Origin of the sequence: Sediminicoccus rosea, from assembly GCF_033547095.1 — a bacterium.
Lineage (GTDB): Bacteria > Pseudomonadota > Alphaproteobacteria > Acetobacterales > Acetobacteraceae > Roseococcus > Roseococcus rosea.
The window spans coordinates 3,594,402-3,608,577 of sequence record NZ_CP137852.1 but is presented as its reverse complement, the minus strand read 5'-3'; the positions used below and the strand labels follow the sequence as shown (position 1 = coordinate 3,608,577).

Annotated in this window: 10 protein-coding genes; 1 reads left to right on the top strand and 9 read right to left on the bottom strand. The window is 70.6% G+C overall.

All coding sequences use genetic code 11. From position 1 onward, the window contains the following. Positions 1–2: 2 nt before the first annotated feature. The 5 genes from R9Z33_RS17370 to R9Z33_RS17350 form a co-directional block, all read right to left on the bottom strand. Complete coding sequence (locus R9Z33_RS17370) at positions 3–1,274, bottom strand: ABC transporter substrate-binding protein (RefSeq protein ID WP_318647831.1); 1,272 nt, start codon at positions 1,272–1,274, stop codon at positions 3–5. Positions 1,275–1,278: 4 nt separating this feature from the next. After that, positions 1,279–2,094 (bottom strand): carbohydrate ABC transporter permease, encoded by an 816-nt coding sequence (locus R9Z33_RS17365; protein WP_318647830.1) that lies wholly within the window; start codon positions 2,092–2,094, stop codon positions 1,279–1,281. Then, entirely contained in the window at positions 2,087–2,974 is an 888-nt protein-coding gene (locus tag R9Z33_RS17360) for a carbohydrate ABC transporter permease (protein ID WP_318647829.1), read from the bottom strand. Before R9Z33_RS17360 ends, R9Z33_RS17365 begins: the two co-directional genes overlap by 8 nt. Next, entirely contained in the window at positions 2,967–4,076 is a 1,110-nt protein-coding gene (locus R9Z33_RS17355) for an ABC transporter ATP-binding protein (protein WP_318647828.1), read from the bottom strand. Before R9Z33_RS17355 ends, R9Z33_RS17360 begins: the two co-directional genes overlap by 8 nt. Positions 4,077–4,263: 187 nt before the next feature. Continuing rightward, positions 4,264–6,786, bottom strand: a complete 2,523-nt coding sequence (locus R9Z33_RS17350) for a PAS domain-containing sensor histidine kinase (protein WP_318647827.1) — start codon at positions 6,784–6,786, stop codon at positions 4,264–4,266. 295 nt (positions 6,787–7,081) lie between these two features. Between R9Z33_RS17350 and R9Z33_RS17345 the strand changes: the two genes are divergently transcribed. Beyond that, the gene (locus tag R9Z33_RS17345; RefSeq protein WP_318647826.1) at positions 7,082–8,266 is read left to right on the top strand and encodes a glycosyl hydrolase family 8; all 1,185 of its coding nucleotides are present in this window, start codon (positions 7,082–7,084) and stop codon (positions 8,264–8,266) included. 7 nt (positions 8,267–8,273) lie between these two features. On the opposite strand, the gene R9Z33_RS17340 is transcribed toward R9Z33_RS17345, so the two are convergent. From R9Z33_RS17340 to R9Z33_RS17325, 4 genes are all read right to left on the bottom strand, one after another. Further along, complete coding sequence (locus tag R9Z33_RS17340) at positions 8,274–8,987, bottom strand: response regulator transcription factor (protein ID WP_318647825.1); 714 nt, start codon at positions 8,985–8,987, stop codon at positions 8,274–8,276. A gap of 162 nt (positions 8,988–9,149) precedes the next feature. Next, positions 9,150–12,230: a tetratricopeptide repeat protein gene (locus tag R9Z33_RS17335; RefSeq protein WP_318647824.1), complete on the bottom strand. Its 3,081-nt coding sequence runs from the start codon at positions 12,228–12,230 to the stop codon at positions 9,150–9,152. Positions 12,231–12,601: 371 nt separating this feature from the next. Beyond that, positions 12,602–13,684: an HlyD family secretion protein gene (locus R9Z33_RS17330; protein ID WP_318647823.1), complete on the bottom strand. Its 1,083-nt coding sequence runs from the start codon at positions 13,682–13,684 to the stop codon at positions 12,602–12,604. Continuing rightward, positions 13,681–14,160 carry a MarR family winged helix-turn-helix transcriptional regulator gene (locus tag R9Z33_RS17325; RefSeq protein ID WP_318647822.1) on the bottom strand — a complete coding sequence of 160 codons (480 nt, stop codon included), beginning with the start codon at positions 14,158–14,160 and terminating at the stop codon, positions 13,681–13,683. Before R9Z33_RS17325 ends, R9Z33_RS17330 begins: the two co-directional genes overlap by 4 nt. Between the last annotated feature and the right edge of the window lie 16 nt (positions 14,161–14,176).

The following is a 14,176-nucleotide window of genomic DNA, read 5'->3' as shown; positions in this document are numbered from 1 at the left end:
CCTCAGCCCCGCGGGCGCGGCAGCAGGCGGCGCACCTCGCTCGCCATCTCGGCCAGCACCTGCTCCGGTGTGGCGCGCTGCTCCACGATGCGGGCCTGCTGGTCCACCATGGTCTGCGTCACGCGCACCGAATTCGCACCTGGGAAGGCGTACCACGGGATCATGATGTTGGCCTGCCGCGTCGCCGCCTGAAAGAGCGGGTTCTGGCGGTAGAACTCCGCGAGCCAGCGCGGCTCGTCAATGGCGAGCTGGTTGGTGGGCACATAGCCGGTGTTCTGCACCATCAGCGTGGTGCCCTCGGCGCTGGTGGAGAAGCGCAGGAACTTCCAGGCGGCCTCGCGCTTCGCCGCATCGCGCGCGATCAGCATGCCGGCGGCGCCGCCGGTCGGCAGGCGGCCGCGCTCGGCATTGATCACCGGCATCACGGTCGTGCGCAGCTCGAAGTTGCGGCCGACCTGCTGCATGGTTCCGCGCAGCGCGGCGGTGGTCCAGAAGAACATGCCGAGGCGGCCGGCGGCGAAGGCCTGCTGCGCCGCATCGCGCGCGAGGTTGGGCATGCCGCCCTCCTTCACCATGCGGTCCAGCAGGCGCAGCGCGCCCAGACCCTCGGGGCCGGCGAAGGCGATGTCGCGCTCATCCTCGGAGAGCATGCGCCCGCCATGGCCGAAGAGCAGGGCCGAGAACATCCAGTCATCGCCCGGCCAAGCGTACCACATGCCCTCCGTGCCGCCTCCCAGGGCGCGGATGCGCTGGCTGAGCTGGAAGATGCCGGGCCAGTCGGTCGGCATCGCATCCGGGTTGCCGCCGGCGCGGCGCACGAGATCGGCGTTGAAATACATGATGGGGTTGGAGGCCGCATAGGCGAGGCCCGACTGGAAGCCGCCGAAATGCGCGAGCGAGAGGATGTTGGGCGAATAGCCCATGGCGGCCGGGTCGCCCTCGGCCCGGAGCAGCGGCATCAGGTCCTGCGCGATGCCGCGTTCGGCGAAGAGGCGCAGCCGGTTGAAGCCCTGGTAGCTGAGATCCACGGTGAGGTTGGTCGCCGCCTGCCGGAGGATGAGCTGCATGCCCTCCTCGTAATTGGGCGTGGTGACCCAGTTGATGCGGATGTTGGGCTCGCGCCGGGCGAAGGCGCCGGCGATGGCGTCATAGCTCTCCTTGAAGATCACCGGCTGGGCGTAGTGCACGGTGATTTCCACATTTTGCTGCGCGCGCGCCAGTTGCGGCGCGAAGAGCGCCGCCGAGGCGGCGAGGGCACGGCGTTTGATCAGCATGGTCCTATCCTTTGAGGCCGGTGGTGGAGATGCCCTCGACGAAGCGCCGCTGCGCCAGGAGGAAGGCGAGAACGAGGGGGGCGGTCATGATCGTGCAGGCGGCCATGAGGGCGCCGAAGTCGTCGCCGGCCTCCTCCGTGCGGAAGTAGAGGACGCCGAGCGCCGGCGTCGCCCGCTCATGCCCCGTGGTCACGATCAGCGGCCAGAACAGGTCATTCCAATGCGCGACGACGGAGAAGATCGCGAAGGCGGTGGCCGCCGGCCAGGCATTGGGAAGCGCCACGCGCCAGACGATCGCGGCCTCGCCCATGCCGTCCAGGCGGGCGGCGTTGATCAGGTCCTGCGGCAGCGATCGGAAGAACTGCCGGAACAGGAAGATCGCGAAGACGCTGATGGTGGAGGGCACGATCAGCGCGGCATAGGTGTTGAGCCAGCCGCCGGCCGAGAGTGCCATGTAGAGCGGCAGCGCCGGCACATGGGCCGGCACCAGAAGGCCAAACATGACGGCGCCGAAGAGCCAGTCCCGCCCGGCGAAGCGAAGTTTCGCCAGCGCATAGCCCGCCGGGATGGCGAAGAGGAGCTGGAAGACCAGGATGCCGCCGCACATCACGAGGCCGTTCCAGAGGTAGAGGCCGACCGGCACCTCGCGCAGCACGCGTCCGTAATTGGTGATGGCCGCCCAGCTCTCCGGCAGGAGCGCCATGGGCGCGCGGAACAGCTCATCCGTCGCCTTCAGGCTGGCCGCGAGCATCCAGACATAGGGCGCCATGAAGAGCAGCCCCAGCGCCGCCAGCGCCATGATCCTGAGACCGCTAGCCATAATGCACCCGCCGGTCGAGCACGCGCGTCTGCAGCAGCATCAGCACCAGGACGATCGCCAGGAAAACGAGCGTGATCGCGGCGGAGTAGCCGAGGCGGAGGAAGGTGAAGCCCTCGGTGTACATGGTGTAGAGCAGCACCTCGGAGGCCTTGTTCGGCCCGCCGCGCGTCAGCACCGCCACCGTGTCGAAGACGCGCACGGCACGGATCAGGCTGATGGTGACGACGAAGAGCGTGGTCGGCCCCAGCAGCGGCCAGGTGACAAGGCGGAAACGGTCCCAGCCGCCGCGCGCGCCATCGACCAACGCCGCCTCGCGCAGCTCGCGCGGGATGGCGGTGAGGCCGGCCATGAACAGCACCATATTGAAGCCCACCCCCTCCCAGATGCCGATGGCGGCGAGCGAGAGCAGCACCGTGTCGGAGGAGGAAAGCCAGGCAGGGCCCGTGACGCCGATCATGCGCAGCGCGGCGTTCACCGGGCCGATGGTGGGGTGCAACAGGTATTGCCAGGCGGCGGCCATGGCGACCGTCAGGCTCACCACCGGCAGGAAGAACACCGCGCGGAAGAGGGTGCGGCCGCGCGCGGCCCCCTCGATCAGCAGCGCGAGGCCGAGGCCGCCCAGCACCGAAAGGGGTGCCACCAGGCCGACATAGACCAGCGTGTTCACGAAGGAGGTGCGGAAGCCGCGATCGGTCCAGAGCTCGCGGAAATTCTCGAGGCCGATCCAGGCGGGCGGCCATTGGCCCAGCTCATAATCGGAGAAAGCGAGGGCCACGGCGGCGAGGGTCGGCGCCAGCACCAGCAGCAGGAAGGCGAGGGCGGCGGGCGTGGTCAGCAGCCATCCGGCCAGCGCCTCGCCGCGGCGGCCTGGCTCACGCATGCTGGACCTCCAGCGCCGGCACGCGCGCGCCATCGGCGCCGAAGAGCAGCGCCTCGCGCGGGTCGAAGCACAGATGCAGGAGCGGTGCCTCGGCGAGGCCTGGCGGCACGCGCAGGATGATGGGCTGCGGGCCGATGCGGGTGTGCAGCAGCTGGGCCTCGCCCAGGTATTCGCGCGCTTCCACGCGGGCGGGCCAGCCCTGCGCCGCCACCTGCAGCGCCTCGGGCCGGAGGCCGAGCGTCAGCGGCCCGCGCTGGCGGGTTCGCAGCCCGGTGGTGCGCCCTTCCAGGCGCACCATGCCATCCTCGCCCGCCTCGGCCTGCAGCAGGTTGATGGCGGGGTCGCCCAGGAAGCGGGCCACGCGGATATCGGCCGGCTGCTCGTAGACCTCGCGCGGGGTGCCGCATTGCAGGATGCGCCCGGCCAGCATGACCGCGACGCGGTCCGCCATGGTCAGCGCCTCGGCCTGGTCATGCGTGACGTAGAGCGTGGCCGCGCCGGTGCGCCGATGAATCTCGACGATCTCGCGCCGGGTGGAGCTGCGCAGCGCGGCGTCGAGATTGGAGAGAGGCTCGTCCAGGAGGAAGACGCTCGGATCGCGCACCACGGCCCGCGCGAGTGCGACGCGCTGCCGCTGCCCGCCGGAGAGCTGCGCGGGCTTGCGGGCGAGCAGATGCGCGAGGCCAAGCGGCTCCGCCACGCGCGCCACATCCTGCGCGATGGCGCGGCGGATCGCCCGCGCCCCCGGCAGCAGGCCGCCCAGGAGCGGCATGCGCTGCCAGGCGGAGAGCCGGCGCATGGCGAGTGGCACGGCGATGTTCTGCGCTGCCGTGAGATGCGGGTAGAGCGCATAGTTCTGGAAGACCATGGCGACGTTGCGCGCGGCCGGATGGGCTTGCGTCAGTTCGGAGCCGCCAATCAGGACCTGGCCGTGATCAGGCGCCTCGATGCCCGCGACGATGCGCATGAGCGTGGATTTGCCGCAGCCCGAAGGGCCCAGCAACGCCAGGAATTCACCCGGCCGGACCGCGAGGTCCACCTTGTGCAGGACGGTTGTCTGGCCGAAGGCCTTGCCGATTCCGCGCAGTTCCAGTCCCGTCACAGTCCCTACCTTTCGGCAGCGGGGCGTAGCGGGCTTTCATGCCGGACGGATGACGCGGGGATGACGTTCTGAAGACGACGTCAGCGGCGCGCTCCGCACGGGCGCTTTCGGCTTGCCGTGCAAGCCCCTCTCGTCTCGGGCAGGTCTTCGCTGCCGCCGTGCGCAGGATGTCGGCGGCTGACGCCGCTCAGCGCGCCACGGGCAGGAGGATGCGCGTGAGGCATCCGCCATCCCGGTTGTTGGCGGTGATCGTCCCGCCCATGTCGCTGATGATCCCATAGCTGATCGAAAGCCCCAGGCCGGTGCCCTGGCCGACCGGCTTGGTGGTGAAGAAGGGCTCGAAGATGCGCGGCAGGATGTCCTCCGGGATACCGCCGGCCGCGTCCTGCACCTCGATGATCACCCAATCCGCCTCGGCATGGGCGGTGATGCGGATGGCGCGCTGCGCGAGCGGCACCGGCTCGGCCAGGCCGGCATAGGCGTCACAGGCATTGCCGATCAGGTTCATGATGACCTGTTCGAGCGGGACGGACTTGCCGAGCACCGGCGGCAGCTCCGCGGGCAGGGTCACGTCGAGCCGCACCTCGGCCGCGCGCAGCCGGCTGGCCATGAGCTTCCCGGCCCCGGCGAAGACCTCGGGCAGGGGCACCGCGGCGCGGGCGGCGGAATCGTTCCGGCCGAAGATGCGCATGTGGTCGATGATGTCGGAGGCGCGTTTCGTCAGGTCCACGATCAGGCCGAGCTTCTGCTGCGCGCGCTCCGGTGGGTCGGGCAGGCGGTCCAGGCTGAACAACGCGTTCTCGGCGGCGAGGCTGATGCCCGCGAGGGGCTGGTTCAGCTCATGGGCCATGCCGGTCGCCACCTCGCCCAACTGCGCGAGCTTGGCCGATTGCGTGAGCTGCTCGGTCAACCGCTTCTCATGCGTCACGTCGTTCCAGATGGCGATGATCTCGCGCCGGCCATCTGGCCCGCGGTTCCCGCGCGTGAAGCGGCGGATCCAGATCCAGTGGCCCTGCTTGTGGCGGAAGCGGAACTCGACCGAGTGCTGGAGGTCGGGGAAGGGGCCGCCCATCTGCGCGTCGATGAGGCCGGGTTCCGCCGGGTCCAGGTTCTCGTGCAGCCATTCGGGGCGCAGCGCCTCGGCTACGCTGTGGCCGGTGAGGGCCTCGATCCCGGGCGCCACATAGACGCGCTGCCAGGAACCCCCCTCGGCCTCGCGGATGCGCATCAGCACGCCCGGGATGGCCTGGATCACGGCCTGCAGATCGTTCGCCAGCTCCTCGCGATCGAGCAGCAGGCGCTTCTCCGCCGTGATGTCGCTCCAGACGCAGATCAGCTCGGCCTGGCCGCTCGCATCGACGTAGCCGCGGGTGGAGCAATGCACCCAGATCATGTGGCCCTGGCTGTGGCGGAAGCGGAAATCCGTGGAGGTCGGCAGGGTCGGGTCGCTTTGGCACAGCATGTTCCGCAGGCGCTCACGGTCCTCGGGGTCCGCCCGCTCCTGCCACCAGCCGTGTCGCTTCGCCTCCTCCACCGTGTCACCCGTCAGCGCCTCGATGCTGGGCGAGATGAAGTGCGGGGCCCAGCGGCCATCCTCGCCCCGGCGCAGGCGGACCAGCACGCCGGGCATGGTGGCGATGACGCGCTGCAGATCCGCCGTCAGGGTCTCGCGCTGCAAGCGCAGGTCCCGCCGCTCGGTCACGTCGTTCCAGACGCTGATCATCTCCAGCTGGCCATCCGCGCTCGCATAGGTGCGGGAGCGATGGCGGATCCAGATCCAGTGGCCGCGCTTGTGGCGGAAGGCGAATTCCCGCTCCGTGGTAGGCTCCATCTGCGGCGTTGTGCCGACGGCCCAATCGCGCTGCGCCACGGCAGGGTCCACATTGGCGGACCACCAGTCGTCCCGCAGCGCCTCCTCGACCGAGTGGCCGGTCACCTCCGTCACGGCGGCACCGACGAAGCTCCGCCGCCAGATGCCGTCCTGCCCGCGGCGGGAACGGATGAGGACGCCCGGCATCGCGGCCAGCACGCCCGCCGTGTCCTCCGCCCAGCCGGCCAGCGCCTGGTTGGCCTTGCGCAGCCTTGTCCGGCTGATCAGGACCAGCGCGACGTAGGTCATCAGCAGGACGAGGGTCGTGCCCAGCAGGGCGCGGATCAGGTAGGGGATGAAGGCGGTCTCGGCCAGCCGCGTGCCGTAGCGCGCAACCGCCTCCGAACTGCGCGCGACCAGCACCAGGATGTCGCCCTCCAGCCTGCCGATGCGCTGCGGCAGGAGGGTGGCCGCCCCGGGGGCGGCGCGCAGCTGCCGGACATCCTCCAGCACCTGCGGGATCAGCGCGCGCAGGGCCTCCACCTCCGGCCCGCCCGGCGGATAGTCCGGCAGCGCCGCGGGGCGCTCCGGGTCGGACAGCGCTGACAGGGCGGCCAGGGCCTGGTCCATGGCGGCCTGCGCCGCCGGATCATCCAGCTGGACCGCCAGCGTGTGCAGCTGGACCGCGGCGTACAGCGCGTTGCCCAACAGGTGGTCGGCCGCCATCGCGCTGAAGCCCGCGTCGATCACGCTGATGCGCGTGTGGATCAGGACGGCCGCGCTGAAGCCGATGACCAGCAGAAGCAGGGCGAACAGGCTGAGCCAGATCCATTCGCGCCTGCTGTTCCAGGGCCGTGCCCGTGCCAGCGGCACCGAGGGGGCGGCGGCCAGGCGGGTCATCGCGGGACGAGACCGCCCGGGGCGGCCCCGTGGGGGGGGCGATCGGCGTTGAGGGGGCACCGCGTCATCCCTCCAACATTCGGCCTATATGCGCGTTTGGGAAGCCCCAGGTCACGTTGCCCGACAAGTTCCGACTTTCGCCGGACAAACCGCGAAATTCGCCGAAATCCCGGATCTGTTGCCAACCAAAGCCGAACCATCCAGACGGGTATTTCGCCCAGCCCTGCTTCAGTTTCCGGGATGCCCGGAGCGCATCGGAACCAACGCGCTCCACGCCGGTAGCAGGAGCGTCACGATGTCCCGGAACAGTGAAGTTGAGACCACCAGCCAGGCTTCGGCACCGCTTCGCCGTCTCACCTTCCTGCGCGGCATGCTGGGCATGGCCGCCGCCGCCGCGATGCCGGGCCTGGCGCTGGCGCCGGCCAGCAGCCATGTGCTGGGCCCGATGCTCCCCGCCCCGCCGCAGAGCAGCGCGACCGAGGCCGACCTGGCCGAGTGGCACGCCTTCCGCACCCGCTTCATCACCGCCGAGGGCCGGGTGGTGGACACCGCCAACAACGACATCTCGCATTCCGAGGGCCAGGGCTACGCCATGCTCATGGCCGAATGGGCCAATGACCGTGCCACCTTCGAGCGCCTGCTGGCCTGGACCCGCGGCCATCTCTCCCGCCCGCGCGATGCCCTCTTCGCCTGGCGCTGGTCGCCGAGCCCGCTGCTGCCGCGTGACAGCAACAGCGCGACGGATGGCGACATCGTGATCGGCTGGGCCCTGCAGCGCGCTGCCGAGCGCTGGTCGGTTCCCGCCTGGCGCAGCCAGGCGGAGGCCATCGCGCGTGACATCCTGCGCCTCACCGTGCGCGAGGTCGCCGGCCGCACGGTGCTGCTGCCCGGCCCCTATGGCTTCGAGAAGCTTGAGCACGTCGTCCTCAACCCATCCTACTACAACACGCCCGGCCTGCGGGCTCTGGCGCGCCTGGTGCCGAGCCCGGCCTGGGCGAAGCTGGAGGCGGACGGCCAATGGCTGATGACGGTGGCCCGCTTCGGCCGCTGGGAATTGCCGGCCGACTGGGTGGAGCTGAACCGCCGCAGCGGCACCGTGACCCCGGCCGCCGAATGGGCGCCGCGCTTCTCCTGGGACGCGATCCGCGTGCCGCTCTTCCAGGCCTGGGCCGGTGAGGGCGAGGCCCCGGCGCTGGGCGCCGCCCTGAACTTCTGGACCCATGCGACGCCCGGCCGCCTGCCCGCCTGGACCGATCTGCGCACGGGCGCGCTGGCCCCCTATGCCGGGCATGCCGGCGTCTCGGCCGTCGCCATGGTCAGCTACGAGGCGCGGACCGGCTTCAACCAGCGCGTCGCCATCCCCACCGTCAGCCGCGCCACCGACTATTACGGCGCGGCTCTGGTCATGCTGGCGCGCATCGCCCGCCAGGAAGGGCCGGTGGCCGCCGCTTCGGCGCAGCGCCGGATGGCGTCGCTGTGAGGGGGGATCAGGCCTCGGGAAAGCCGCTGAAGGCGTAGCCCTGGTTGCGGACGGCCGAAATCACTTCGCCGGCGCCGCGGCGGCCAAGCTTGCGCCGGATCTGGTGCACGAGGTTGTCCAGCGCGCGGTCCTCCGCCCGGAAGGGGCGGCGGAGCACCTGCTGGGTGAGCGTGTCGCGATCGATCGGCACGCCGGGCTGGGCCGCCATGATCGCCAGCAGGGTGAATTCCGCCGCCGTCAGCGGTACCGGCGTACCATCCGGCCGCAGCAGGCGGCGCTCCGTCTCCAGCATGCGCCATTCGCCGGTGACATGGGCCGGCCGGCGCATGGCGCGCCGCAGATGCGCCCTGACGCGCGCGACGAGCTCGCGTCCCGCGATGGGCTTCAGCAGAAAGTCGTCGGCGCCGAGCTCCAGGCCGATCACCCGGTCGGCCTCGTTGCGGTTGCCGGTCAGGAAGAGAATGGGCGCGGCCGTCAGGTTCCGGAGGGCCGGCAGCATCATGAGCGTGTCCACCGCGCCCAGCCGCTGGTCGAGCAGGATCAGGTCGGGCTGGTGCACCTCGAGCAGCTTGAGCGCCGCCGGCCAGTCGCCGATCGCGCGCGCGTGGATGCCGTGATCCTCGAAGATGTCCACCAGCTCGCCACTGAGGATCGCATCATCCTCGATGAGCAGGATCTGCGCCTGGTTCGGGTCGAGCGGGGTCGTGGGCGCAGTCTGCATGGGCCGGCAGCCAGGATCCGGAGGGCGAAGGGATGAACGCGTTCTTCTTCCCTTACCATCGATGCAGGGTTGCACCAATCCGCTGGTTGAAAGGTCTTCCGGGGCGCTCAAGCTCCGCGCGCCGCCACATGCAAAAATGCAAAACAGGGCGCGCCGCGGACCTTACGCGGCGGCATTGCCGGCCGCTGCCGCCTCCACCCCGACGAGACCGCCCAGGCCTGCCATCAGCCCGCCGACATTCGTCGCGTTCCAGTAGGCGCGTGTCTTCTTGTAGGGCAGCGGGATGTGGAACTGCACATGCCGCGCGGCATGGTGCCGCGGCAGGATGGTCACGCCGGGATCGGCGCCGCGCCGCGCGGCCTCTTCGCAGGCCTGGGCGATGGCGCGCGTCAGCAGTCCAGGCCCGGTCTTGGCCCAGATGCTGTCATTGTCCCGCCGTTGCAGGGCCTGCTTCGCCGCGACGGCGGCATAGGCCAGGACGTGATGCCGTGGCTCGGCCAGGATGAGGTTGTTGGCGATCGCCCCCATGGGCTCGCGAAAGACGACAAGCCCCGAGGCTCCCGCCGTGAGCCTGTCGAGCGAGCCGACCAGCAGGTCATCGCAGTCGGCATAGATCCCACCCCTGACGGCCAGGAAGCTGAGCCGGAAGAAATCGCTCTCCTCCGCGGGATGGCGCGCCATGCGGAACGCAGCGGCCCAGTCCGGCCCGAGCTCATCGGCCAGGAATCGCGTCGCGGCGCGCCGATCGAAGAGCTGGTAGGCAAAGCCTTCCGCCGCCTGCCAGCTTCGCATGATGGCCTCCAGGGCTTCTGGCGGCTTGCCGATGTTCCAGTACTGGACGACGCTGCGCGGGATGTGGCTTGGCCCTGCGGCACTGTCCTGGCCGCGCGGCGGCAGGCGGGCAAGATGGGCATCGAGCGCCTTGAGGCTTGGCCCGATGAACTGCCCGTTCCGCAGCAGCCTTCCCGCATCATCGGAGGCGGCCTCGGCAGTGCTGCTGAGGCCCAGCTCGGTCATCCACAATCCGTCCAGCGTCGGGCCAAAATGCATGTCGCGCTTGGCCGTGCCCAGGCTGGCACGCTCCACCAGCATGGCCTGTGCCTCGTCGAGGCGGCCGAAGCGCAGCAGCAGCCGGAACCGCATCGAGCCCAGCTGCTTGCGTGCCTTTGGATCCTCCGTCGCGTCAATCAGCCGCAGCGCTTCCTGCGCCTCGCCGAGTTCCTCCAGCGCGGCGATGGCGGCCTGGCGGTCCGGTTGCGAGGGCGGTTGCGGCCCTTGCAGGATCTGCGCGATCTCCGCGCGCACGCGCTCGGCCTCGCCGCTCTGGACGAGGCCGAGCAGGTGGCGCCGCCGAAGCTGGGCGTGATCCGGGTGGAACCGGCGCGCGAGCGCAAGATAGCGCAGTGCCGCCTCCCGGCGCCCGGCTTCCTGCAGCAGCTGGAAGATCAGCAGAATCTCCGGCGGCTGGCGGTTCGCCACGCGCCGGCGCTGGCGCAGCGCACCCGCCGCCCCGTGCTGCATCGCGTCGAGCTCCAGGTCGAACCTCGGCACGGCGGGCCCCGGCACGCGGGCGCGGAGCAGCGACGCCAAGGCTGGCCAGCGATGGTCGCCCGCATGATAGGCGCGATGGATGAACTGGAGGGCAAGGCCCTCGGGCAGCACCGGCTTGTCCAGGATCGCCGCGAGCAGGCGACGGCAGTGCAACTCGAGCCCCTGCAGATCGGCCACGCCGTAGAGCTTCCAGAGCGCGTCCGCGCCCACGCCCGCCGCGTTGCGGGAGACGGCGTCGATCCAGCTCCACATCTCGTCATTCCAGGACGAGAGGTCGAGGTGAGGGAGCATGCGCGCCAATGGCTCGGCACCTGCGGCACCGTCGGGTTGGCTGGCCAGGGCGAAAGCCTGCCGGCACAGGCGGATCAGCGCGGGGATGTCTTCCCGGTCGATCGCCATGTCGGCCCTGGCGTTCAGCGCCGCGCGGTGGGTGGGATCGGCCGCGAGGATCGCCTCCAGCATGGCGAGATGCGCCGCATGGTCACCAGCGTCTCGATGGGCCCGCGCAAGTTCCAGCGCCACCGCGAGGTCGGCCGGATGGGCCTGGCGCAGCGCGGCCAGGACCCCGACCGCCTCCTGCGCGCGGCCCAGCAGGCGCAGGAAGCCGCCCTGCTTGTGGGTCAATGTGAGGTCGCCTGGCAGCAGGGTGAGCGCGGCTTCGGTCACCGCCAGCGCTTCCGCGCGGCGCTCGCTGGCCCAGAGAAGATCGATCTTGGTGGTCAGCGCCCCGCGATGCCTGGGATCGGTCGCGAGGATGCTGTCCAGCATCGCGAGACTGGCGGCGGGATTCTCGGCGTCGCGAAGCGCCCGTGCGAGTTCCAGTGCCACCGCGAGGTCAGCCGGCTGAGCCTCGCGCAGCGCAGCCAGGACCGTGACAGCCTCCGGCGCGCGGCGCAGCAGCCGCAGGAAGCCGCCTTGCTTCTGCGTCAGCGTGGGGTCGCCTGGCATCAGGGCGAGTGCGGCCTCGGTCACCGCCAGCGCTTCCGTGCGGCGCTGGCTGGCCCAGAGAAGATCGATCTTGGCATTCAGCGCCGCACGATGCCTGGGATCGGCCGCCAGGATCGCATCCAGGACGGCAAGGCTGGCGGCGGGGTCGCCAGCGTCGCGGTGCGCCCGTGCGAGTTCGAGCGCCAGTGCGAGATCATCCGGATGGGCCTCGCGCACCGCGGCCAGGACCCCGACCGCCTCCGGCGCGCGGCCCAGCAGCCGCAGGAAGCCGCCCTGCTTCTGCGTCAGCGCGAGGTCGCTGGGCAGCAGGGCGAGTGCGGCTTCGGTCGCCGCCAGCGCCTCTGCGCGGCGCTGCGTCGCCCAGAGAAGATCAATCTTGGCGGTCAGCGCCGCGCGGTGGGCGGGATCGGCCTTGAGGATCGCGTCCAGCATGGCGAGGCTGGCGGCGGGATTCTGGGCGTCGCGATGCGCCCGCGCGAGTTCCAGCGCGACCGCGAGGTCACCCGGATGCGCTTCGCGCAGCGCGGCCAGGATGACGACCGCCTCTGGCGCGCGGCCCAGCAGGCGCAGGAAGCTGGCCTGCTTCAGCGTCAGCATGACGTCCCCGGGCGACAGGGACAGCGCCGCCGCGAGTTCAGCCAGTGCCGCATCCTGCCGTCGCGATTTCCAAAGCCCGCTGGCACGCGCCACCACGCCGCTCCGCCAGGACGCGATGGCCTTCGCATCCTTCGAGGGACGGGTCACGGCTTCATCCCGGGCTTGACCGTCAGGCTGCATGCAGTCGCCGCATCAGCGCGTCGTGCTCGGTCTCGATCACCGCCCCTTGGGGCGCGCTGCCGGTTCGCGTCCTGCCACGCGCCTTGGCCCTGCGGGTGGCGGTCCTGCGGCTGACGGACGGGATCGCGCCGAAATCAGCGCCTGCCATGACCTGTTCCTCTGACGCCATGTTGTGAAGCCGACCGATCGGGAGCGGATGCCATGGCTGCCTATCGGATGTTTTGTAAAGTTTGCCTGAGCTGCCAGGCAACCCCGCCCTGGATCGCGTCACTCGGCGGATCCTGGCCCTCGCCGTTCCGCCCTCGGGCATCCACGGAGCGGCCGTGGCTGCCCTTCGGCTATCGCATGCCCTGCGCCGCGCTGCCCGGAATCAGGCCGCGCAGATAACCCGTGAGGTCGGCCAGCTCGCGCTGCCGCCCGGTATCGATGGAGACCGTCGCGGTGATTCCCGCGCGTAGCGGCGGCTCATCCGGCCGCGGCAGCAGGCGGATGCGGACCGGCAGGCGCTGCACCACCTTCACCCAGTTCCCCGAGGCATTTTGCGGCGGCAGGATGGCGAATTCCGCGCCGGTCGCCGGGCTGATGCTCTCCACCTCGCCCTGCCAGACCAGGCCTGGATAGAGGTCCAGCACCACCTCCACCCGCTGGCCGATGCTGACATGCGCCAGGGTGGTCTCCTTCAGATTCGCATCCACCCAGGGTCTTCGGTCGGATACCAGGGCGAAGAGAGGCACTGCGGCGCGCAGTTGTTCGCCCCGCTGCACCCGCATGTTCACCACCGTGCCGGAGACCGGCGCCTTGATCTGCGTCCGTGCCAGGTCGAGCGCCGCGCGGTCGCGTTCCACCAGCCGTTCCCGCACATTGGGATGGTCATCCACCGGCAGCTCGGGATCGCCCTTCAGCGTGGTCAGCAGCCGCACCAGGCGCTGGCGCACGACGTTGATCCGCTCGCGCGCCACATCCGCCTCGTTCTGCGTCTCCTCCAGCCGCGTTGCGGGCGAGACGCCGCGCGCCGCCAATTCCTGCTGGCGCCGCGCCTGGCGCAGCAGGTGGTCGGCGCGGGCCTGCAATTCGCCAAGCTCGCTCTGCGTCTCGCGATAGGTGGCGCGCGCCACTTCGACCAGCGTGCGTGCTGCGTCCAGCTCGGCCTCGGCCCGGGCGACGGCGAGGCGGAAGGGCTCGGGATCAATCCGCAGCAGCACCGCGCCGGCGTCCACCCGGGCATGGTCGCGCACCAGCACCTCGACAACGCGGCCCGTCACCTCGGGGGCGATCTGAACGATGTCGGCGCGGACATAGGCGTTCTCGCTGGTGATGTAGCGGCCGCCCTGCTGCCAGATGAACAGCCCGCCCAGCACCGCCAACGCGGGCACCACCAGCAGCAGGAGCGTCCTGAGGCGGGATCGTCCCGGTGCGCTCATGCGGCATCCTCCCGCGCCCCGCGCGGGCCCATCGTCTGGAGCTGCAGCTTCACGCGCTCCATCATGGCGGTGAGGATGGTGCGCTCCTCCTCGGCCAGGCCGCTCATTGCCTCGTCCAGGAATTCGGTGGCGATGCGGCCCATCTCGGCCTGGATGCCATCGGCCTCGGCGGTCAGGTGCAGGCGGTTCACCCGGCGGTCGGCCGGGTCGGCGCTGCGGACCAGCCAACCGCGCCGCTCCAGCCGGTCCAGCATGCGTCCGGCGGTCGCGCGCTCCATCTCCAGCATCTCGGCCAATTCGGTCTGGGTGATGCCGGGATAGCGGTGCAGCCGGCTCAGGACCTGCCATTGCGGGCGCGTCAGGCCGATCTGCCGGGCGCGGCGGTCGAAGGCGGCACGCATCATGCGCGCCACATCGGTGATGAGGTAGCCGATGTGGCGGCGGTCATCCTGCCGGGCGACCTGGTCGGGCGGCATCAACAGCCTCGCCTTG

What these genes read in the sequence shown, in the direction of transcription:
- R9Z33_RS17370 (WP_318647831.1), bottom strand. Translation starts at nt 1,274, where the DNA reads ATGCTGATCAAACGCCGTGCCCTCGCCGCCTCGGCGGCGCTCTTCGCG.
- R9Z33_RS17365 (WP_318647830.1), bottom strand. Translation starts at nt 2,094, where the DNA reads ATGGCTAGCGGTCTCAGGATCATGGCGCTGGCGGCGCTGGGGCTGCTC.
- R9Z33_RS17360 (WP_318647829.1), bottom strand. Translation starts at nt 2,974, where the DNA reads ATGCGTGAGCCAGGCCGCCGCGGCGAGGCGCTGGCCGGATGGCTGCTG.
- R9Z33_RS17350 (WP_318647827.1), bottom strand. Translation starts at nt 6,786, where the DNA reads ATGACCCGCCTGGCCGCCGCCCCCTCGGTGCCGCTGGCACGGGCACGG.
- R9Z33_RS17345 (WP_318647826.1), top strand. Translation starts at nt 7,082, where the DNA reads ATGTCCCGGAACAGTGAAGTTGAGACCACCAGCCAGGCTTCGGCACCG.
- R9Z33_RS17340 (WP_318647825.1), bottom strand. Translation starts at nt 8,987, where the DNA reads ATGCAGACTGCGCCCACGACCCCGCTCGACCCGAACCAGGCGCAGATC.
- R9Z33_RS17330 (WP_318647823.1), bottom strand. Translation starts at nt 13,684, where the DNA reads ATGAGCGCACCGGGACGATCCCGCCTCAGGACGCTCCTGCTGCTGGTG.
- R9Z33_RS17325 (WP_318647822.1), bottom strand. Translation starts at nt 14,160, where the DNA reads ATGCCGCCCGACCAGGTCGCCCGGCAGGATGACCGCCGCCACATCGGC.